Genomic DNA, 19,984 nt, shown 5'->3' on the forward strand with positions numbered 1-19,984 from the left:
CTACCCCTCCCTCGGTCCCCTACCTCAGCGAAGCCAAGGGGGGATGGCCTTAGACTCTAGGCCATGGCCTACTGGCTCCTCAAGTCCGAACCCGAGGTCTACAGCATCCTGGACCTGAAGCGGGAAGGAAGGGCGGTCTGGGATGGGGTGCGCAACTACCAGGCCCGGAACTACCTCATGCGGATGCGGGAGGGGGACCTTTGCTTCTTCTACCACTCCAGCACAACCCCCCCGGGCATCGCCGGGCTTTGCCGGGTGGCGCGCACCCTCCTCCCCGACCCCACCCAGTTTGACCCAGAAAGCCCCTACTTCGACCCCAAGGCCACCCCGGAGAAGCCCCGCTGGTACACGGTGGAGGTGGAGTTCCTCGAGGCCTGGCCTTTGGTGACCTTGGAGGAGCTCAGGGCCTGCTTCCCCAAAGACCACCCCCTAGTGAGGAGGGGGAACCGGCTTTCCGTGATGCCGGTTCCCCCGGAGGTGGCCGAAAGGCTTATTGCGCGGAAAGGGTGCCGATGATCTTGAAGAGGGGCAGGAACATCCCCGCCACGATCATGCCCACGATCACCCCCAGGAAGATGATCATGAGGGGCTCAATGGCCGCGGTGAGGCTGGCCACCGCCTCGTCCACCTCCCGCTCGTAGAAGTCGGCGATCTTGGAAAGCAGGGTATCCAAGGCCCCCGTTTCCTCCCCGATGGCCACCATGGAGCTCACCATGGGGGGGAAGACCAGGGGGTGCTGGGCCAGGGTGAGGTTCAAGGGATCGCCCTGCTGGATGCGGAGCTTAGCCGCCTCCACGATCTCCTCCACCACGTTGTTGCCGGCGGTGCCCTTGGTGATGTCCAAGGACTCCACGATGTTCACCCCGCTAGAGAGGAGAAGGGCCAAGGTGCGGGAGAAGCGGGCCACGGCGGTCTTGCGGTTCAGGTTGCCGAAAACAGGCATGCGGAGCTTGACGCGGTCGATGACCTTCCGCCCCTGGGGGGTGCCGTAGTACCAGCGGTAGGCGAAGACGAGGACCACCGCCAAGAGCACCAAAGGTAGGGTGGCCGCCCGCAGGAAGTTGGAAACGGCGATGAGGAAGCGGGTGAGGAGGGGGAGCTCCGAGCCCAGGTCGGTGAGGATCTGGGCGAACTGGGGCACGATGCCCGTGAGGAGGAAGTAGGCCACGCCCACGGCGAAGACGAAGACGATGGTGGGGTAGGTCATGGCGCTACGGATCTTGCCCCGGAGCTCCAGGTCCTTCTCCAGGAAGGTGGCCAGCCGGTCCAGGATCACGTCCAGTCCCCCGGAGGTCTCCCCGGCCCGCACCAGGTTCACGTAGAGGCGGGAGAAGAACTTGTGCTTGCTGAGGGCCTCGGACAAGGCCTGGCCGCCCTCGATGTCGGTGCGCACCTGCTTGAGGATCTCCCGGAACTTCTTGTTTTCCGTCTGGCGCTCCAGGATGGCTAAGGACTGGAGGAGGGTGAGCCCCGCCCCCAGCATGGTGGCCAGCTGGCGGGAGAAGATGGCGAGGTCCTTTAAGCCGGGGCCCCGCTCCAGGGCGGGCAAGCGCACCTCAGCCTTGAGGCCTTTTCCCGGCTCCTTGATCTCCGCCACGAAGAGGCCGCGGTCCCGGAGGAGCCTGGCCGCGGTGCGCAGGTCCTCGGCCTCGATGGTGGCCTCCACCAGGCGGCCCTGCCGATCCCGGGCCTTATACTGGTAGACTGGCATGCTCGAAGTATACCCGAAGGAGCTAAATGAAGCGGCGGAAGCCCTAAGGAAGGGGGGCATTGTGGCGTTTCCCACCGACACCGTCTGGGGAGTCCTGGCCCGCCTCGAGGACGAGGCCGCCTGCCGCAGGATCTACGCCCTCAAGGGACGGGAGGAGACCAAGCCCCTCCAGGTGCTGGTGGCTGACCTGGAAAGCGCCCTGAAGCTTGCGGATCTGGGACCCCTGGAAGCTAGGTTTTTGCGCCTGGCTGAGGCCTTCTGGCCCGGGGGGCTCACCCTGGTGGTGCCGGGGAAGGGCATCCCCCCCTGGATCAGCCAAGATGGCTCTGTGGGCCTGAGGATGCCCGCCCACGACCTCCTGCGGGCCCTCCTCCGCCGGGTGGGGGGGTACGCGGCGGCCACCAGCCTGAACCGAACCGGCGAGCCCCCGGTGCGCACGGAAGCGGAGGCCCGGGGCTTCCCCCTGGACTACGTCTTTCCCGGGGAAGCGGGGGGGCTGGCCTCCAGCGTGGTGGACCTGCGCACGGGAAAGGTCCTTCGGGAGGGGGCCATCCCTAAGGAAGCCCTTCTGCCCTACCTCCAGGATGCCTGACCTCAAGGGAGAGCTTCTCGCAGTCCTCTTCGCCGCAGGAAGGCCCGTGGGCCTCAAGGAGTTGAAGGCGCTGGGCTACCCGGAAGAGGCTCTCCTCCGGGCCCTGGCGGCCTTGGAGCGGGACCTCGAGGCCGGCCACCTGGGGGTGGCCCTGGAGCGGGTGGCGGGGGGGTGGCGGCTCGTGGTGCACCAAAAGGCCCTCCCGGCGGTGGAGCGGGTGCTGAAGCCCTCCCCACCCCGCCTCTCCAAGGCGGCCCTGGAGGTCCTGGCCCTCGTGGCCTACCACCAGCCCGTGGCCCAGGCGGAGCTGGAGGCCATGCGGGGGAAAAGCGTGGAGGGTGTCTTGGAAAGCCTTTTGGAGAGAGGCCTCGTCCGGGTGGTGGGGGAAAAGGTGGCCCCGGGCAGACCCAAGCTCTACGGCACCACAGAGCGCTTCCTGGAGGTCTTCGGCCTGGAGAGCCTAGACGACCTCCCGCCCCTCGAGGACGGCCCACCCCTCCTCCTCCGGGGCTAGGGCCTCCCGGGCCGGGATGGGCAGGGGGCTAAAGAGCTCGTTCTGGCGCACGAAGGCCAGGAGAAAGCGCCCCAGGAGGCGCATCTGGCTCCTATGGGCCCGGATGGCCCGCTCCTTGAGGCGAACCTCCTCCTCGCTCAAGGGAAAGCGGTGCCAGGGCAGGCCCCTACCCCGGGGCGGGGGGTAGAGGGGAAGGCGCGGGTGGAGGCCCTTGGGCAGGGGGTACTGGTACCCCCCGTGGACCAGGTAGTACTCCAGCCGCCCCTCCATCCCCAAGGCCGCCGCCGCCTGCATGCCGAAGTAGGCCGTGGCCTGGTGGTCCCGGTGGGCATCCAGGGGGCTTGGCAGGAGGATTCGGGTGGGTTTGAGGGAGGAGAGAAGCTCCACCAGGGTGGCCTCCAAAGCCTTCCCCGTATAGGGAAGCCCCAGGCGGTAAGACCCACGGTAAGCCACCGCCTTAAGCCCCGTGTAGGGGCTCTCATAGGCCAGGTAGTAATGGGTGGTGAAGAGCTGGAAAAGTCCCTGGTCGGGGAAGCCCAGGAAGTAGGCGCTCTCCCGGGGAAGGCCCAAGGCCTCGAGGCCCCGCCAAGCCTCCACCATCCGCCTCAGGGCCAGGCGGCGCATGGCCTCCTGGGAGGGTAGGGGGCTTCCCGCGGCCCAATCAAAGGCATCCCCCGAGGTGAGGTAGACCACGCTCACCCGCCCACCCCGCACCAGGGTGCGGCGCATAAGCCCTGCTGCCGCCAGCACCTCGTCGTCCGGATGGGGAGCCAGCACGAGGAGGTGCTCCTCTGCCCCCGGCTCCCGGGCAAGGGGAAGCCCCCGCACCCGCACCGAGGTGGCGAAGGCGTGGTAGTAGGCGAAGAGAAAGCGCCCGTTGATGAAGGCCCAGACCCCCAGGGCGGCCAGCACCAGGCCCAGCCTTTCCGCCCAGAGGAGCCCCACCCAAAGGCGGAGGGCTTCGGCCAAGGCCAGGTAGAGGAGAAGCAGGAGGACAAGCCACTGCCATGGGGCCAGGCGGCGCACGAAGGGCATTTTACCCAGGACCCGCACGCAAAGGTTGCCCCATCAGCCAAAGCGGCGCGCTTAGGGCCTCTTTGGGGCCCCCATCGCGGCGCCGGCGGGGCCCGTAGACTGAAAGCGTGCCCCGCCTGCGCCCGGCCCGGGAGGAAGACTTGCCCGCCATCGCCAAGCTCTCCCACGACACCCTTCTCTTGGGCCGGGCGGGGGAGCGGGTCTTCCCCAGCCGGGAGCTTTGGGGCGAGCTCTTCGTGGCCCCCTACCTGCGGCGGGGCTGCTGCAACCTGGTGGCCGAGGAGGAAGGAGCCGTCCTGGGGTACATCCTGGGTGCCTGCGGCGACCTGGCCCTGGCCTGCTACCTTTTGCCCCGCCTGCCTAGGCTCTTCTTCCGGCTCCTTCTCGGAAGGTACGGACCGGTTTGGCCTCACGTGCGCTACCTCCTTCGCCTGCTCCTCTACCCCGGCCCCAAGGCCTCCAGGCGGCGCTACCCCGCCCACCTGCACATTGCGGTAAGCCCCGAAGCCCAGGGAAAGGGCCTGGGCAAGGCCCTCCTTGCGGCTTTCCTGAACTGCCTACAGAGCAAGGGGGTGAAGGGGGTGCAGCTCTCCACCACCCGGGCCAACGCCGCCGCCCGCAGGCTCTACCAGGCCCTGGGCTTCCGCCTCCACGCCAAGAAGGCCAGCCCCTTCTGGGCCCCCTACCACGGCCACCCCGTCATCCACGAGGTCTGGGTGAAGGAGCTCTGAGGCCATAATGGAAGGGTGCTGCCCGAGGCCCTGAAGGGATGGGAAAGCTACCGGGAGTGGCTGGAGGCCGACCCGGAGTTCCGGGGTCGCATCGTCTTCGCCCGCACCCTTCCCCAAAGACCCCCACGGAGCGTCCCCTACCAAGGGACCTTCGCCGGGGTACTCCAGGCCCTGGGCCTTATCCCCTTCGCCCACCAAAAGGAGGCCCTCCTCCAGGTGGAGGCGGGGAAGAACGTGGTCATGGCCTACTCCACCGCCGCCGGCAAGAGCCTGGTCTTCCAGGTGCCGGTGCTCCAGGCGGCCATGGAGGGGGAAACAAGCCTCCTCCTCTTCCCCACCAAGGCCCTGGCCCACGACCAGCTGAGGCGCCTAAAGGCCATGGCCGAGGCCCTGGGGGTGAAGGGGGTCTACCCCTACGACGGGGACACGGGCAGCCACCTCCGGCGGAAGGCCCGGGAGGAGGGGCTGGTCCTCCTCTCCAACCCCGACATGCTCCACTTTGGCCTCCTGCCCCGCCACGGGGCATGGGCTTCCTTCCTCTCCCGCCTGCGCTACCTGGTTCTGGACGAGGTGCACGCCTACCGGGGGGTGTTCGGCACCCACGTGGCCTTGGTCCTCTTCCGCCTCTTGCGCCTGGCCCGGCACTACGGGGCCAGTCCTCAGGTGATCGCCGCCAGCGCCACCATCGGGAACGCCAAGGAGCACGCGGAAAACCTTACCGGCCTCCCCTTCGTGGCCCTCCAGGAGGAGGTGGCCCGCTCGGAGCGGGAGCTCCTCGTCCTCCTCCCCAAGCCCCTGGACCGGAAGGGGGAAAGGCGCAGGAGCCCCCTCCTCGAGGCCGCCTACTTGGCCCGGAGCCTGGCGGAAGGGGGCCTCAGGGCCATCGTCTTCGCCGGGGCCAGGCGGAGCGCGGAGCTCATCGCCCGCTACGCCGCCCACCCCGGGGTGCGCCCCTACCGGGCGGGCTACACCGCCCGGGAGAGGCGCCGCCTGGAGGAGGCCCTCAAGCGGGGGGAGGTGCGGGTCCTGGTCTCCACCAGCGCCCTGGAGCTGGGGGTGGACATCGGGGAACTGGACGCGGTGGTCCTGGTGGGCTACCCGGGCTCGGTCTCCGCCTTCTGGCAGCGGGCGGGAAGGGCGGGCCGGGGGGAGCGGCGGGCCCTGGTGGTCTTCATCCCCCGGGAAGACCCCCTGGACGAGTACTTCCTCCACCGCCCCGAGCTCCTCCTGCAAAGCCCTCCGGAAATGGCGGTGGCCGACCCCCAAAACCCCGTCCTCTGTCCCCTCCACCTGCACGCCGCCGCCTGGGAGAAGCCCCTGGCCAAGGAGGAGGTGCTCTGCCTCGAGGCCCTCGGGGAGCTTAGGGAAAAGGACGGGCTCTACTTTACCCCCAAGCGCCGCCCCCATCGGGACCTCTCCTTGCGGGGGCTCGGCACCACCTTCACCCTGCGGGGGCCGGAAGGGGAGGTCCTGGGGTACCTGGACGAGCGCCAGGCCTACTGGGAGGCCCACCCGGGGGCGGTCTACCTGCACGGGGGGGAGAGCTACCTGGTGCGCAACATCGACCCACAACGGCGGGAGGTCTGGCTCCTCCCCGCCCTGGAGGACTACTACACCGAGCCCAGGGCGGAGACCGACCTGGAGGTGGTCCAGGGCGAACCCGTGGGCCACGGGGTCTGGGTGGGCAAGGTGGTGCTCCGGGAGCGGGTGGTGGCTTACGTGAAGAAGCGCTTCTTCACCGGAAGCGTTCTGGAAGAGGTGCCCCTTTTCCTGCCCGAGATCACCTTCCCCACCGAGGCCCTTTGGTTCCACCCCCCCGAGGTGGTTCCCCCCCACCAGATCCCCGGGGGGATCCACGCCCTGGAGCACGCCCTCATCGGCCTCCTGCCCCTCTTCGTCCTGGCGGAGCGCCAGGACATCGGGGGGCTTTCCTACCCCTTCTACCCCAGGCCCCTCCCCTCAGGCCAAGGAGCCGTCATCTTCATCTACGACGGGTACCCGGGGGGGGTGGGCTACGCCCGCGCGGCGGCCCGGCGCTTCCCCGAGTGGATGCGGGCCACCTTGGAGCTCCTGAAGCGCTGCCCTTGTGAGGAGGGCTGTCCCCGCTGCGTCCTGTCGCCCAAGTGCGGCAACGGCAACCAGTACCTGGACAAGAAGGCGGCTCTCCTCCTGGCCGCCAACCTCACCCTCTCCCTCCCCCGAAGGGCCCTGCATTAGACTCCTCTCATGAGCCCCAAGCCCATCCCCCTGGAGGAAAACCCGGAAGCCTTTTACGCCCGCTTCCAGGCTCATGCCCTCCACGCTTACCTCTTTCCCGAACCCTGGGGGAGCCCGGTGCTGGAGGTGCTGGTCCAGGGCCACGTCCTGTACGCCTTTGACCGGGGAGCCCCCCCTGCGCCCACCGGCCCGGTGCGCATCCTCCTCCACGGGGTGGCCCGGGAGGTGAAGCCCCTGGAGCGGGAGCCCTTCGTGGAACGGCAGGGATCCGCGTACCGGTTGGGAGGCCCCTTCCGCCCCTTGGGGGAGGGGTTTTACCTGCTGGAAAGCCCGGTGCCGGTGGTGGTCCACGCCGACCAACCCCTTCCTGAGCGGGCTGAGGTCCTCCTCTGGCCTCCCTTGATGCTCTTCCGGGAGTAGGCATGCGCTGCGAGTGCGGGCAGAAGAACCCCCCCGAGGCCCGGTTCTGCATGGCCTGCGGCCGGGCCCTGGGGGCCCTTTTGCCCGAGGAGCGGCGCTTCGTGAGCGTGGTCTTCTTTGACCTGGTGAACTCCACCCAAGGCTTCGCCCACGGGCTCCACACCGCCTACCACCGCCTGCAAGAGGCCCTGGAGGAGGCCGCCCGGGTGGTGAGGGCCCAGGGGGGCTTCGTCCACCGCTTCCTGGGGGACGGCATCCTGGCCCTCTTCGGGGCCCCCAGGGCCCGGGGCAAGGAGCCTTGGCGCGCCCTCGAGGCCGCTTTGACCATGGTGCAGACCTCCCCCCTGCCCGCCCGGGCAGGGGTGGCCAGCGGCGAGGTGGTCTGGGCCCCCCTGGGGGACGGCCAGGCGGGTGAGCCCACCGCGGTGGGGCCAGCCGTGGTCTTGGCGGAGCGGCTTTCCAAGCTGGCACCCCCTGGGGCGGTGCTGAGCGAACCCCGCACCCTGGCCCTGGCCTCAGGGGTGCGCACCCGGGGTATAGGGACCCTGGAGGCCAAGGGGCTGGGCCCGGTGGAGGGGCACCTGGTGGAGGCCGTGGCCTTGGCCCTAAGGCCGGAAGCCGAGGCCCTTCTGCCCACCCTGCGCCGGGCCCTGGCCCAGCCCCCCGCCCAGCTGAACCTGGTGGGGCCACCGGGGAGCGGGAAAAGCCTGCTCCTGGAGCGGCTCCTGCAAGACCCCCCACAACCTGTGCTTCTCCTGGAACGCATGGGCCCGGAAACCCCCCTGCGCTCCACGCTCCTCCAGGCGGTGGAGCGGGCCTTTGGCCACCCGGAAGCCCTTCTGCCCCCTGGGGGACTGCCGGAGAGGCTAGAGCGCGCTTGGCGCTACAGCCTGGGCCTCGAGGCCCGCCCCCCCTGGCCGCGGGAGGTCCTGGAGGAAGCCATGCTGGAGGCTTGGCGGCGGGTGCTCAGCGCTTTGTCCCGTCCCCTCCTGGTGGTCCTGAAGGACCTGCACGCCCCCGATCCCACCCTGGCCCGGCTGATCCAGCACCCCTTCCCCAACCTCCTCCTCCTGGCGGAAAGCCGCCGCCCCCTTTTCCCCTCGGCCCTGAAGGTGCTGGCGGTACCCCCTGCGGACCTGCCCCCCCTGCTCCGCCTCCAGCCCGCCCTGGACGCCCTGCCCATGGCGGAGCGGCAGGCCCTTCTCGCCCTGGGGGTTTTAGGGGAAGCGCCCCAGGAGCTCTTGGCGCGGCTGGTGGGCACCTTCTCCTGGGAGCGCCTGCACCAAGAGGGGCTGGTGGAGGGGGAAAAGCCCCTACCCGAGGTGGCGCAGGCCGCCCAGGCCCTGGTGCCGGAGGACCGGGCCCGGGCCTGGCACCTGGAGGCCGCCCACTTTTACCGGGAGCGGGGAGAGGTGGTGCCCATGGCCCGCCACTTGAAGGGGGCAGGCCGGGAGAAGGAGGCCGTCGCGGCCTTGCGGATCCTCGCCCAGAAGACCTGGCGGGAGGGAAGGCCGGAAGCCGCCATCCCCCTCTACCAGGAAGCCTTGCGGTCCACCCCCAAGGGCTGGCAAGAAGCCCTCAGAGAGGAACTCCAAGACGCCATGGCCTCCCTGGGGCTGGCCCAGGAGGCTCCCTCAGGCCCCCGGTCCCAGGACCGGGCCCTGCAGGCGTTCCGGCAGGCCCGAAATCCCCTCGACCTCCTGCCCTTCCTCCCCGCCCTCAAGCCGTATCCCCTGGAGGAAGCCCAGGCCCGCCTGCAGGCGGCGGGGGCTTTGTGGCGGGCCTTCCAACCCCGTCTGGCCCTCGAGGTCCTCACCGAGCCCCACCCCCTGGTGCCCCCCGCCCTCAAAACCCACCTCCGCAGCCTGAAGGCGGGCCTCCTCATGGACCTGGGGCACTACCCCGAAGCGGAAGCTCTCCTGCAGGAGGCCGAGGGCGAAGACCTGGAAGCCCAGGTGCGCTTCCGCAGCACCCGCCTCCGCCTCCTCATGGAAACAGGGCGGCTAAAGCAAGCCTTGGCCGAGGGAGAACAGGCCTTCGGCCAAGCCCCCCACCCCTGGCTGGCCGCCGCCCTCCTCAGCGCCTGGACTCTGGAAGGGCACTTCCGGGAGGACCTCTTCGAGCGGGCCAGGCAGCACCCGGACGGTCGGGGCCTGGCCCTCCTGGCCCTGGCCCACCACCGCTGGCAGAAGGACGCTAACCCCATCCCCCTGCTGAAAGAGGCCCTCCGCGAGGCCCGCCGCCTCAGCAATCCCTACGTCCACCACTTGGCCCTCACCTCCTTGGCCCTCTACCTCTGGCCCCAAGCCCCCAGAAAGGCCAAGGCCCTTTCCCAGCACCTCCTCTACCAGACCCACCGCACGGGCTTTGCCGTCCACCTGGAGGTGGCAAGGCTCCTAAGGGCCCAGCTCCTCCTGGAGGAGGGGGAAAAGGTGGAGCACCTCCTGGGTTTCACCCCGTCCGTGCCCCTCACCCGGGCCTGGCAGGCGGTTTTGGCGGGGGAGGAGCCGGGGGAGAAGTTGCGGGGGTACGGTATCCTGGGAAGGTGGGTTAGGGGACTCTGGCGCAAGCGGGAGAGCCAATGGATGCGGCGCAAGCGGTAGAGGTCATCAAAAGCCGCCTCTCCTTGAAAGAGGTGGTGTCCCGCTACGTGGCCCTGAAGCCCGCAGGCCGGGGCCGCTGGAAGGGTCTTTGCCCCTTCCACCAGGAGAAGACCCCCTCCTTCTACGTGGACGAGGAAAAGGGCCTCTTCCACTGCTTCGGCTGTAAGGCGGGGGGCGACCTCTTCGCCTTCGTGGAGAGGATCGAGGGTCTGGACTTCATGGGGGCTTTAGAGCGCTTGGCGGAGGAAGCCGGGGTGGAGATCACCCACCGGGGAGCCCCCCAAAACCGCCGGGAGCTCTTGGACGTCCTCAAGCTGGCCCAGGCCTACTTCCTGGAAGGGCTATCCGCCTCCCTCGAGGCCCAGGAGTACCTCAAGAAGCGGGGGCTTTCCCCGGAGAGCATCGCCCGCTTCGGGCTAGGCTACGCTCCCCCCAAGGCCGAAGGCCTTCTCCTCTACCTGAGCCGCCACGGGGTGAGCCCCGAGGAAGGGCTAAGAGCAGGCGTCCTGGCGGAGCGGGACGGGCGCTTCTACGACCGCTTCCGCCACCGCATCACCTTCCCCATCAAGGACCATCTGGGGCGGATCGTGGCCTTCACGGGACGGGCCCTGGGGGACGAAACCCCCAAGTACCTGAACTCCCCGGAAACCCCCCTCTTCCGCAAGCGGGAGGTGCTCTTCGCCTTCCCCGAGGCCAAGCCCAAGCTCCGGGAGGGGCGGGCCATCGTGGTGGAGGGGCTTTTTGACGCCATTGCCCTGCACCAGATGGGCTTTCAAGAGGCGGTGGCCGTCCTGGGCTCGGGGCTTTCCGAGGAACAGGCCCGCCTCCTCAAGGGCCAGGAGGTGCGGGAGGTCTACCTGGCCTTCGACGCGGACGAAGCGGGGCAGAAGGCTGCCCTCCAGAGCCTGGACCTCGCCTTGGCCCGGCAGTTCCTCTTCTACGCCGTCCGCCTCCCCGCCAAGGACCCGGGGGAGCTCCTCCTCTCCCCGGAGGGCCCTGCCCTCTTCCAGAAGGCCCTGGAGGAAGCCCTCCCCGAGGTGGCCTTCCGCTTCCAGGAGGCCGCCAAGGCCCTAGACCTCTCCCGCCCGGAGCACAAGCGGAAAGTCCTGGAAGCCCTCACCCCCAGGATGCTCTCCCCTGAGCCCTTTGACCCAGTAGCCGAGCGCCTAAAGGCCCTGGTGGTGGAGCGCCTGGGCCTCACCCCCCGCCAGCTGGAGGAGTACCTGCAAAGCCGCAAGCGGGGGAAGCCCCCACCCCCCCCGCCCGCCAAGGCCGAGCCCAAAAACCGCACCCTCCTCCTGGAGCTGGACGTGATCGCCCTCCTCCTCTCCGTGGACGAGGCCCGCTTCCCCGAATGGATCCTTTACGTGGCTGACCACGTTTGGCCTCCGGAGGGCTCGGTGCTGGCGGAGTTCCTGGACCTAGCCCGGAAGGAACCCCGCCGGGACTACCTGCGCCAGGTCTTCGGGCGCAAGGAAGCGGGGGGCATCCTCTTTGAACGCCTGATGATGGCCCCTAGCGTGGAGGAGCCCAGACTCCCGGAGGTGATGGAAAAAACCCTGGCCCGCCTGCGGGAAGCCTACTACCTGGAACGGCGGGCCAAGCTCAAGGAAGCCCTAAACCAGAACCCCAGCCTGGAGATCCTGCGGGAAATCCAGGAGCTGGACCAGGCCATCGAGGCGGAGCGGCGCATCTACCGCAGGCTCTAGGGGTAGAATGCCCCTGGGCGGAAGCCCAAGGGAGGTAGAACCATGAAAAGCCCTGTTCGCGTGGCGGTAACCGGCGCCGCAGGCCAGATCGGCTACAGCCTCCTCTTCCGCATCGCCGCGGGAGAGATGCTGGGCAAGGATCAGCCCGTGATCCTCCAGCTCCTGGAGATCCCCCAGGCCCTGAGAGCCCTGGAGGGGGTGGTGATGGAGCTGGAAGACTGCGCCTTCCCCCTATTGGCGGGCATCGTCACCACCGACGACCCCAAGGTGGCCTTTAAGGACGCCGACTACGCCCTTTTGGTGGGGGCCGCCCCCAGGAAGGCGGGCATGGAGCGCCGCGACCTCCTGGAGATGAACGGCAAGATCTTCACCGAGCAGGGCCGGGCCCTGGCGGAGGTGGCCAAGCGGGACGTCAAGGTCCTGGTGGTGGGCAACCCCGCCAACACCAACGCCCTCATCGCCTACAAGAACGCAGAAGGCCTTGACCCCAAAAATTTCACCGCCATGACCCGGTTGGACCACAACCGGGCCAAGGCCCAGCTGGCCAAGAAGGTCGGGGTGGGCGTGGAGAAGATCCGCCGCATCGCCGTCTGGGGCAACCACTCTTCCACCATGTTCCCCGACCTCTTCCACGCGGAGGTGGACGGAAAGCCCGCCTTGGAGCTGGTGGACATGGACTGGTACGAGAAGGCGTTCATCCCCACCGTGGCCCAAAGGGGAGCGGCCATCATCCAAGCCCGGGGCGCCTCCAGCGCCGCCAGCGCCGCCAACGCCGCCATCGAGCACATCCGCGACTGGGCCCTGGGCACCCCGGAGGGGGACTGGGTTTCCATGGCCATCCCCTCGGACGGCTCCTACGGCGTCCCCGAGGGCATCGTCTACTCCTTCCCCGTGACTGCCAAGGACGGACGCTACCAGATCGTCCAGGGCCTGGAGATCAACGAGTTCGCCAGGAAGCGGATGGAGATCACCGCAAAGGAGCTCCTGGACGAGATGGAGCAGGTAAAGGCCTTGGGCCTCATCTAAGGGCCCTTGGGCTCTGGCCCCGCTTGCGCCAGGGCAGAGNAGACCACCCAAGCCTCCGTGGCCTCGGCGTAGAAGTCGGGCCGGTCGGGTACCTGGTTCCTCCCCGGCTTGAAGTGCAGGGTAGCCACCAGAGGAAAGCCCCCCGCCTGGCGCACCCGGGCCTTCACCGCGAAGGCCGTACGCCCCGAGTCCCAAACGTCGTCCACCACCAAAACCCGCTTCCCGAAGAGCAGGGGATCTGGGGGAAACTGGAGGAAAACAGGCTCGGGAAGGGTTCCTTCCCCCTCGTAGAACATCACCGCCGCGGTGAGGAGGTCCCGCCATCCCCAGGGCCTGGGCCAAAAGGGCCGTGGGGATGAGACCGCCCCGGGCAATGCCCAGGAGGAGGTTCACCTCCTCCTCCCTAAGCCCCTCCGCTAGCCGCCGCACCAGGCCAAGGAGCTCTTCCCAGGAAACGCGGTGGCGCTCCATCAGGGCTTGTCGAGCTCAAAGGCCTGGTGGACAGCCCTAAGCGCCGCCTCCGCGTACTGGGCAGGGATGATCACCGAGATGCGCACCTCGCTGGTGGCGATCATCTCGATGTTGGCCCCAGTGGAGGCCACCGCTTGGAACATCTTGGCGGGGATCTCCGGGGCCGAGGCCAGCCCCACCCCCACGATGGACACCTTGGCGATGTCCGGGCGGAGGACCGCTTCACCCCCGATCTCAGCGAGCACCGGCTCCAAGGCCTCGAGGGCCTCCTGGGCAAAGTCCTTCTTCACCGTGAAGGCCATTTGCTGCCGCGAGGGGTCGTGGCCGGGGACCCCCTGGATGATCATGTCCACGGCGATGCCCCTTTGGGCCAGGGCCTGGAAGACCTTGGCCGCAATCCCAGGCTGGTCGGGAATGCCGATGAGCCCGATCTGGGCGTGGTCCAGGTCCAGGGCCGCGCCCGTCACCACCTTGCCCATTTCCATGCTGACCTCCTTCACCAGGGTACCGGGGTTGTAGGAAAAGCTGGAGCGCACGTGGAGCACCACCCCGTAGCGCTTGGCGTAGTACACCGCCCGGGGGTGGAGGACCCTGGCCCCCAAAGCGGCCATCTCCAGCATCTGGTCGTAGCCAATCACCTCAAGCTTCCGGGCCTCAGGGATCAGGTGGGGGTCGGTGGTGTAGACCCCCTCCGTGTCCGTGTAGATCTCGCACTCCTTAGCCCCCAGGGCGGCGGCGATGGCCACGGCGGTGGTGTCCGATCCTCCCCGGCCCAGGGTGGTGATCTCCCCCTCCGCCGTGGTGCCCATGAACCCGGCGATCACCGCCACATACCCCTCTTCCAAGGCCTGTTGGATACGGCTGGGGTCCACCTCGAGGATGCGGGCGTCCCCATAGCGCCCGTCGGTCCGGATGCCGATCTGGTGCTGCACAAAGCCCCGGGCAGGGATGCCCATGGCCCAAAGCTGCATGGAAAGGAGGGCCACGGAAACCTGCTCCCCCGTGGTGGTGAGAAGGTCCAGCTCGCGAAAAGGGGGTCTCGGGTTCACCCGCTTGGCCAGGGCGATGAGCTCGTCCGTGGTGTGGCCCATGGCCGACACCACCACCGCAAGTTTATGCCCCTTCTCCCGGTAGTGGGCGATGCGCTGGGCCACCTTGTGGATGCGCTCCAGATCGCCCACCGAGGTGCCGCCATACTTCTGTACCACCAGGGCCACGCTCGCCTCCTTTCCGCCCCAGGGGCGGTTTGAAGAGGAATATTATCACATTTGCCCTCTTTCCCCAAGCCCCGTATCCTGGAGCGTTGTGGCCTTGACCCTAGCGGAGTACCACCGCCTCACCCCCCTGCCCCGGCCCGGGGGGGTCCTTTACGTGAAGCCGGGGGCCCGGGGGTACCGGGACCCCATCTACGACCTCCTGCAGAAGACCGTGGCCCCCTTCGGGGAAAGGGCCTTGGACCTGAACCCAGGGGTGGGGTGGGCAAGCCTCCCCTTGGAGGGGAGGATGAACGTGGAGCGGCTGGAAACCTCGAGGGCTGCCTTCCGCTGCCTTTCGGCTAGCGGCCTAAGCGCCCACCTGGCCCCTCCCTGGGACGCGGAGGAGGGCGCCTACGACCTCGTGGTCCTGGCCCTCCCCGCGGGCCGGGGCACCGCCTACGTAGAGGCCGCCTTGGTGGCCGCCGCCCGGGCCCTAAGGATGGGCGGCCGGGTCTACCTGGCGGGGGACAAGAACAAGGGCTTTGAGCGCTACTTCAAGGAGGCCAAGGACCTCCTGGGCTACGGGGAGGTATTGCGGCGGGAGGGCCCGGTGCGGGTGGCCCTTCTGGAAAAGGAAAAGGAGGCCCCGCCCCTTCCCCCCCTCTGGCAGGGCTTCCGCGCCCGCCTCCTGGGGGAGGAATACGCCTTCTTCCACCTCCCCGGGGTCTTCTCCGCGGGCAAGGTGGACAAGGCCTCCCTCCTCCTCCTGGAGGCCCTCCTGGGGGAGATGGGCAAGGAGGGGGTGCGGGGCAAGGCCATCTTGGACCTGGGGGCGGGCTACGGGGCCCTCACCCTGCCCCTGGCCCGCCTGGGCGCCGAGGTGACCGCGGTGGAGGACGACCTGGTCTCGGTGCTTTCCCTCCAGAGGAGCCTGGAGGCCAACGGCCTCGCCGCCAGGGTGCTTCACTCCGACGTGGACGAGGCCTTGACGGAGGAAGAGCGGTTTGACATGATAGTTACGAACCCCCCTTTTCACGTGGGGGGTGCGGTCATCCTGGATGTGGCCCAGGCCTTCGTGGAAGCGGCGGCGGCCCGGCTGAAGCCGGGCGGTGGGTTTTTGCTGGTGGCAAACCCCTTTCTCAAGTACGAAACCCTTCTGGAGGAGCGCTTCGGCGCTTTCAGGACCCTTTTGGTGAGGGAGTACAAGGTGCTCTTCGCGGAAAAGGGAAAGACCAGCCAGCGTGAGGGAGGTCGGCGTTGAAGAAGGCCAAGACCAAGAAGAACAAGACCGTGGCGGAGGTCGGCGAGTCCCCGGCGGTGCAGGCCCCATACCGGGAGGTTGGGCTGGACGATCCCCTGGTGGAGGAGGGCTTAGCCCCCGCCCAGGGGATGGAGGCGGAAGGCGAGCTTCAGGACCTCCCTGAGCCGGATCCCGAGCTCTTGGAGTCCGATCCTGAGCTGGGTGTGCTGGACGAACCCTTGGACCTCGAGGCCGAGGACCTCCTCCTTCCCGAGGCCGAGGGGGAGGAGCTCCTGGAGGAAGAAGAGGAGCTGGCCCTCCCCAAGGTTTCCACCTCCGACCCCGTGCGCCAGTACCTGCACGAGATCGGCCAGGTGCCCCTCCTCACCCTGGAGGAGGAGATCGAGCTGGCCCGGAAGGTGGAAGAGGGGATGGAGGCCATCAAGAAGCTCTCCGAGGCCACGGGGCTGGACCAGGACCTGATCCGCGAGGTGGTGCGGGCCAGGATCCTGGGTTCGGCCCGCATCGCCCAGATCCCTGGCCTCAGGGAGAAGCTGGACCCCAAGACCATCGAGGAGGTGGACGCCAAGCTGAAGGCCCTCCCCAAGGAGCTCAAGCGCTACCTGCACATCGCCCGCGAGGGGGAGGCCGCAAGGCAGCACCTCATCGAGGCCAACCTGCGCCTGGTGGTCTCCATCGCCAAGAAGTACACGGGCCGGGGCCTATCCTTCCTGGACCTTATCCAGGAAGGTAACCAAGGCCTCATCCGGGCGGTGGAAAAGTTTGAGTACAAGCGCCGCTTCAAGTTCTCCACCTACGCCACCTGGTGGATCCGCCAGGCCATCAACCGGGCCATCGCCGACCAGGCGCGCACCATCCGCATCCCGGTACACATGGTGGAAACCATCAATAAGCTCTCCCGCACCGCTCGCCAGCTCCAGCAGGAGCTGGGCCGCGAGCCCACCTACGAGGAGATCGCCGAGGCCATGGGCCCGGGCTGGGACGCCAAGCGGGTGGAGGAAACCCTGAAGATCGCCCAGGAGCCCGTCTCCCTGGAAACCCCCATCGGGGACGAGAAGGACAGCTTCTACGGCGACTTCATCCCCGACGAGAACCTCCCCTCCCCCGTGGACGCCGCCGCCCAGAGCCTCCTCTCCGAAGAGCTGGAAAAGGCCCTCTCCAAGCTCTCCGAGCGCGAGGCCATGGTGCTGAAGCTCCGCAAGGGGCTCATCGATGGACGGGAGCACACCCTCGAGGAGGTGGGGGCCTACTTCGGCGTGACCCGGGAGCGCATTCGCCAGATTGAGAACAAGGCCTTAAGGAAGCTCAAGTACCACGAGTCCCGCACCCGCAAGCTCAGGGACTTCCTGGACTAGTTTTAGCTTATTCCCAAGGGAAAGCGGGCCACCTCCTGGAGGTGGCCCTCCTCTTCATCCCGCACCAAGGCCACTTCCTTCACCAAGAAGGAGCGCCTTGGGGGCGCGGGAAGCTCCTGCGCCAACCTCCTTGCCTCCTCCTCAGATAGCCCCAGGGCCAGGGTGATGTGGGGCAGGTAGCTGGGCCCTTCGATCTCCTTCAGGGGCGGGGCCAAGGGTTCCAGGGCGTGGTAGAGGCGCCGGAAGGGGGTGCCCCCGTAGGCCCTCAGGTAGACCACCCCCTGGGGAAAATACCCCCACCCCCCGAGGCGCAAGCGAAAGGGTGCGTGCCCCCGAAGAATGCCCGCAAGGGCAATCCTCAAGGCCTCCTCCTCATAGGGCCAGTCAAAGGGCTGGCGCAGGTTAAGGTGCGGAGGGCCGAAGCCCCTGATCCCGTGAAGAGCCTGAAGCTCCTCCAGGAAACGCCTCATGTCTTCCGGGGGCCACACCAACACCCCATACACGCCGCCAGTATACCGGGGTTCAAGAAAAGAGCTCCAACCTTCCCCGATACACCCGGCCCACGGGCCTTCCACCCTCCCACAAGGTGAGGTCGGCCCGCATCCCCGGCTCCAGGCGGCCGTAGTCTCCCCAGCCCGCTGCCCTCGAGGCCCCTTCCGTATGGGCCCAAAGCACCTCCTCGGGGGTCAGGCTCTCCTCCGGGGCAAGGGGATGGCGGGTGGCCGCGAGGAGGTTCCGGCCGTAATCCGGCTTGGCCACGGGGGCATCGGAGCCGAAGGCCAAGGGCAACCCCGTGGCCCAGAGGCTCCGAAAGCGGAAGGCTTCCCCTGGGGGAAACCCATAAGCCCGCGCCAGGGCAGCGTCCTCCAGGAGGTGCAGGGGCTGCATGGAGAGGGCCAGGGGGAGGCCGGAAAAGAGGGAAAGAGCCCCGTCGCGCACGTGCTGCACATGCTCCATCCTCAAGGTAAGGCCCTTCCGCCAGGCCAAGGAGGCAAGCTTGTGAAACACCCCCAGCACCGCCTCCACCGCCCGGGTACCGATGGCGTGCACCGCCAGGGTAAAGCCTGCCCTTAAGGCCTCCTCCCCTTCCTCCAAGATCTCCCCCTCCCGGTCCAGGGGCATGCCAAAGGAGCCCTCCGGATAGGGGTGGTGCATCCAGGCGGTGCGGCTCCCCAGGGCCCCATCAGCAAAGAACTTCACCCCAGCCAGGTGGAGGTCCCCATACCAGCCGGGCGTGCGTCCCCGCCAGGCCCCCCGGGGCAGGGCCCACCAGAGGCGCACGGGAAGCTCCATGGCCAGGGCCCAGTCCAGGGCTTCCGGCGGCTCATACCCCAGGGCGTGCACCGCGGTGTACCCCCGGCGGGCAAAGTCCTGAAGGCCCCGGGCCAGGTCCTGGGGCGAGGGCGGGGGCAGATGAGGGACGAGGAGCTCCTGGGCCCGCTCCAGGAGGTAGTAAGGCACCCCCTCGCTGTCCCGAAGGAAGCCGCCCCCCTGGGGGGCTTCCGTGCCCGGGCCCAGACCTGCCACCTCCGCCGCCTTGCGGTTGACCCAGGCGGAGTGGTGGTCCCGGCTGCGGAGGAAGACGGGGTTCTGCGGGGCCGCCCGGTCCAGAAGCCCCGGGGGTGGGGCCTTGGGAAAGAGAAACCCGGCCCCCTCCACCCAGGCCCCGGGAGGCAGGCCCCGCGCCGCCTCCGCCACCCTGGCCGCCACCCTTTCCGGTTCCGTGAGCCCCGAAAGGTCCAGACCCCGGAGGGCCATCCCCCAGTAAAGAGGGTGGGCGTGGGCGTCCTGGAGGCCGGGGGTGAGGCCCTCAAAGCGCAGGCTCTTGGCCCCATCCTCCACCTGGGCAATCCGCTCCCCCTCCACCAGGAAGCTCCTTTGGCCATCGGTGAGCCACATGGTTCCAGCCTACAGGGACATATTACCCTTGACTATCTCCGTATCAGGGGTGTGAGCTAGAATCGGTAGGGAGGTGGCTTTATGAAGAAAGTCCTACTGGCCCTTTTGGCCCTCGGCCTTATGGTGGCCTTCTCCAGTAAAGAGGCCATCCAGAAGGAATGGGAGCAAAGCGCCCACAACAACGGGGTCATGGGGGCCAAAACCCTAAGTGCGGCCACGGTGGAGGCCCGGGCCGAGAGCGCGGCCCACTGCGCCCGCTGCCACAGCGAGCAGGGCTTTGTGGCCTGGCTGGACCAGCTCAAGAAGGGCAACCCCGGCAACCTGGTGGGCCCGGACGGCAAGCCCGCCACCGTGGAGTACCTGAAGGGCCTCGGCCTCACCAAGGACCAGGTCAAGCCCATCACCTGCCAGACCTGCCACGACGAGGATGGCGATCTGCGCCTGGTCCACGACACCCCCATGCTCCCCTCGGGCTTCAAGGCCACCGCCGTGGGGAACGCCGCCTTGTGCATCACCTGCCACAACTCCCGCAATGGCCGCATCACCTGGAACGCCGAGGACCCAGGCCGCTACACCTACCCCCACGCCTCGAGCCAGGGGGACGTGATCTTGGGTAAGAACGCCTTCTTCGTGGACGACACCAAGGAGTGGCCCAACCCCCACGCTTTCTTCACCGGCAACGCCTGCTCCACCTGCCACATGAGCTTGGCAGGAACCGGGGACTACTCCAGCCACACCTTCAAAGCCCCGGAAAACCTCTGCGCCTCCTGCCACGGGGCCAAGTACACCCAGGAGATGGTCCAGGAGAACACCGAGCACCTGCTCTCCCTCCTGCGCAGCAAGGTGAACGCCCGGGTGCTGGCGGTGCGGGACCGCATCAAGACCGTGCGGGCCTACAACCCCGAAAACGGCCAGTTCACCCCCAACACCCCGGTGACGTCTCCCGTCTACCGGGTGGACATCCTCTCCATCGCCGGGCAGATCGCCTTCAAGATGACCCTCACCGACGGCACGGTGCTCTACAGCCAGCTGGGCGATATTAAGGACGATAAGGGGCAACCCGTCTTCGCCACCAAGGATCCCATCGTGCGGGCCAGCTGGAACTATCTGTTGATCGAAAACGACGGCTCCAAGGGTGTGCACAACCCCACCTACACCCGGGCGGTGCTTCTGGCCACGCTGAACGCCCTGCAATAAGGGGATGACCGGCCAGGCCCCGGGGGAGCCAACCCCCGGGGCTTTCC

General features: G+C 68.2%; 17 protein-coding genes and 1 pseudogene. 12 read left to right on the forward strand and 6 right to left on the reverse strand.

Annotated features, from left to right (window positions below):
* Nucleotides 1–63 precede the first annotated feature (63 nt).
* Nucleotides 64–516, forward strand: a complete 453-nt coding sequence (locus tag L1088_RS01385) for an EVE domain-containing protein (RefSeq protein WP_038047320.1) — start codon at nt 64–66, stop codon at nt 514–516.
* Here the strand turns inward: L1088_RS01385 and pilC are convergent.
* Nucleotides 491–1,711, reverse strand: coding sequence for a type IV pilus assembly protein PilC (gene pilC, locus L1088_RS01390; RefSeq protein WP_234553407.1), 1,221 nt, complete (start codon nt 1,709–1,711; stop codon nt 491–493). The genes L1088_RS01385 and pilC overlap by 26 nt on opposite strands.
* Here pilC and L1088_RS01395 point away from each other — a divergent pair.
* Together L1088_RS01395 and scpB are read left to right on the forward strand one after the other, a co-directional pair.
* A complete protein-coding gene (locus L1088_RS01395) occupies nt 1,710–2,303 on the forward strand; it encodes an L-threonylcarbamoyladenylate synthase (protein WP_234553408.1) in 594 nt (197 codons plus the stop codon). The two genes, pilC and L1088_RS01395, sit on opposite strands and share 2 nt — an antisense overlap.
* The gene (scpB, locus tag L1088_RS01400; protein WP_234553409.1) at nt 2,296–2,817 is read left to right on the forward strand and encodes an SMC-Scp complex subunit ScpB; all 522 of its coding nucleotides are present in this window, start codon (nt 2,296–2,298) and stop codon (nt 2,815–2,817) included. The genes L1088_RS01395 and scpB overlap by 8 nt, the downstream gene beginning before the upstream one ends.
* Here the strand turns inward: scpB and L1088_RS01405 are convergent.
* Nucleotides 2,764–3,843 carry a PIG-L deacetylase family protein gene (locus L1088_RS01405; RefSeq protein WP_234553410.1) on the reverse strand — a complete coding sequence of 360 codons (1,080 nt, stop codon included), beginning with the start codon at nt 3,841–3,843 and terminating at the stop codon, nt 2,764–2,766. The two genes, scpB and L1088_RS01405, sit on opposite strands and share 54 nt — an antisense overlap.
* Nucleotides 3,844–3,959: 116 nt before the next feature.
* On the opposite strand from L1088_RS01405, the gene L1088_RS01410 reads away from it, so the two are divergent.
* From L1088_RS01410 to L1088_RS01435, 6 genes are read left to right on the forward strand one after another with little or no spacing between them, the layout of a single operon-like run.
* Nucleotides 3,960–4,583: a GNAT family N-acetyltransferase gene (locus L1088_RS01410; RefSeq protein ID WP_234553411.1), complete on the forward strand. Its 624-nt coding sequence runs from the start codon at nt 3,960–3,962 to the stop codon at nt 4,581–4,583.
* A 15-nt stretch (nt 4,584–4,598) separates the two neighbouring features.
* Nucleotides 4,599–6,800 (forward strand): DEAD/DEAH box helicase, encoded by a 2,202-nt coding sequence (locus tag L1088_RS01415; RefSeq protein ID WP_234553412.1) that lies wholly within the window; start codon nt 4,599–4,601, stop codon nt 6,798–6,800.
* Nucleotides 6,801–6,809: 9 nt separating this feature from the next.
* Nucleotides 6,810–7,220 (forward strand): hypothetical protein, encoded by a 411-nt coding sequence (locus L1088_RS01420; protein WP_234553413.1) that lies wholly within the window; start codon nt 6,810–6,812, stop codon nt 7,218–7,220.
* Between the two features lie 2 nt (nt 7,221–7,222).
* Nucleotides 7,223–9,823, forward strand: coding sequence for an AAA family ATPase (locus tag L1088_RS01425; protein ID WP_234553414.1), 2,601 nt, complete (start codon nt 7,223–7,225; stop codon nt 9,821–9,823).
* On the forward strand, nt 9,802–11,532 hold the full coding sequence (dnaG, locus tag L1088_RS01430) for a DNA primase (protein WP_234553415.1): 1,731 nt from the start codon (nt 9,802–9,804) through the stop codon (nt 11,530–11,532). Before L1088_RS01425 ends, dnaG begins: the two co-directional genes overlap by 22 nt.
* A 42-nt stretch (nt 11,533–11,574) precedes the next feature.
* Nucleotides 11,575–12,558, forward strand: coding sequence for a malate dehydrogenase (locus L1088_RS01435; RefSeq protein WP_234553416.1), 984 nt, complete (start codon nt 11,575–11,577; stop codon nt 12,556–12,558).
* Here the strand turns inward: L1088_RS01435 and L1088_RS12585 are convergent.
* Nucleotides 12,555–13,029, reverse strand: a pseudogene (locus L1088_RS12585) (phosphoribosyltransferase). The gene L1088_RS01435 and the pseudogene L1088_RS12585 overlap by 4 nt on opposite strands.
* Nucleotides 13,029–14,246 carry an aspartate kinase gene (locus L1088_RS01440; protein ID WP_038047338.1) on the reverse strand — a complete coding sequence of 406 codons (1,218 nt, stop codon included), beginning with the start codon at nt 14,244–14,246 and terminating at the stop codon, nt 13,029–13,031. The pseudogene L1088_RS12585 and the gene L1088_RS01440 overlap by 1 nt, the downstream one beginning before the upstream one ends.
* Nucleotides 14,247–14,334: 88 nt before the next feature.
* Here L1088_RS01440 and L1088_RS01445 point away from each other — a divergent pair, with 88 nt between their 5' ends.
* On the forward strand, nt 14,335–15,486 hold the full coding sequence (locus tag L1088_RS01445; RefSeq protein ID WP_234553417.1) for a class I SAM-dependent methyltransferase: 1,152 nt from the start codon (nt 14,335–14,337) through the stop codon (nt 15,484–15,486).
* The gene (gene rpoD / locus L1088_RS01450; RefSeq protein ID WP_038047340.1) at nt 15,483–16,841 is read left to right on the forward strand and encodes an RNA polymerase sigma factor RpoD; all 1,359 of its coding nucleotides are present in this window, start codon (nt 15,483–15,485) and stop codon (nt 16,839–16,841) included. The genes L1088_RS01445 and rpoD overlap by 4 nt, the downstream gene beginning before the upstream one ends.
* Nucleotides 16,842–16,843: 2 nt before the next feature.
* On the opposite strand, the gene L1088_RS01455 is transcribed toward rpoD, so the two are convergent.
* Together L1088_RS01455 and L1088_RS01460 are read right to left on the reverse strand one after the other, a co-directional pair.
* Nucleotides 16,844–17,344: a 2'-5' RNA ligase family protein gene (locus L1088_RS01455; RefSeq protein WP_234553418.1), complete on the reverse strand. Its 501-nt coding sequence runs from the start codon at nt 17,342–17,344 to the stop codon at nt 16,844–16,846.
* A gap of 19 nt (nt 17,345–17,363) precedes the next feature.
* Nucleotides 17,364–18,740, reverse strand: coding sequence for an amidohydrolase (locus L1088_RS01460; protein WP_234553419.1), 1,377 nt, complete (start codon nt 18,738–18,740; stop codon nt 17,364–17,366).
* A gap of 81 nt (nt 18,741–18,821) precedes the next feature.
* Here L1088_RS01460 and L1088_RS01465 point away from each other — a divergent pair, with 81 nt between their 5' ends.
* A complete protein-coding gene (locus L1088_RS01465; protein ID WP_234553420.1) occupies nt 18,822–19,937 on the forward strand; it encodes a hypothetical protein in 1,116 nt (371 codons plus the stop codon).
* Nucleotides 19,938–19,984 lie beyond the last annotated feature (47 nt).

Origin of the sequence: Thermus caliditerrae (genome assembly GCF_021462525.1) — a bacterium.
Classification (GTDB): Bacteria; Deinococcota; Deinococci; order Deinococcales; family Thermaceae; genus Thermus; species Thermus caliditerrae.

Excerpts from the sequence above, each read along its gene's own strand:
- dnaG (WP_234553415.1), top strand. The coding sequence starts at position 9,802 with ATGGATGCGGCGCAAGCGGTAGAGGTCATCAAAAGCCGCCTCTCCTTG.
- L1088_RS01425 (WP_234553414.1), top strand. The coding sequence starts at position 7,223 with ATGCGCTGCGAGTGCGGGCAGAAGAACCCCCCCGAGGCCCGGTTCTGC.
- L1088_RS01460 (WP_234553419.1), bottom strand. The coding sequence starts at position 18,740 with ATGTGGCTCACCGATGGCCAAAGGAGCTTCCTGGTGGAGGGGGAGCGG.
- pilC (WP_234553407.1), bottom strand. The coding sequence starts at position 1,711 with ATGCCAGTCTACCAGTATAAGGCCCGGGATCGGCAGGGCCGCCTGGTG.
- L1088_RS01465 (WP_234553420.1), top strand. The coding sequence starts at position 18,822 with ATGAAGAAAGTCCTACTGGCCCTTTTGGCCCTCGGCCTTATGGTGGCC.
- L1088_RS01385 (WP_038047320.1), top strand. The coding sequence starts at position 64 with ATGGCCTACTGGCTCCTCAAGTCCGAACCCGAGGTCTACAGCATCCTG.
- L1088_RS01420 (WP_234553413.1), top strand. The coding sequence starts at position 6,810 with ATGAGCCCCAAGCCCATCCCCCTGGAGGAAAACCCGGAAGCCTTTTAC.
- scpB (WP_234553409.1), top strand. The coding sequence starts at position 2,296 with ATGCCTGACCTCAAGGGAGAGCTTCTCGCAGTCCTCTTCGCCGCAGGA.
- L1088_RS01435 (WP_234553416.1), top strand. The coding sequence starts at position 11,575 with ATGAAAAGCCCTGTTCGCGTGGCGGTAACCGGCGCCGCAGGCCAGATC.
- L1088_RS01395 (WP_234553408.1), top strand. The coding sequence starts at position 1,710 with ATGCTCGAAGTATACCCGAAGGAGCTAAATGAAGCGGCGGAAGCCCTA.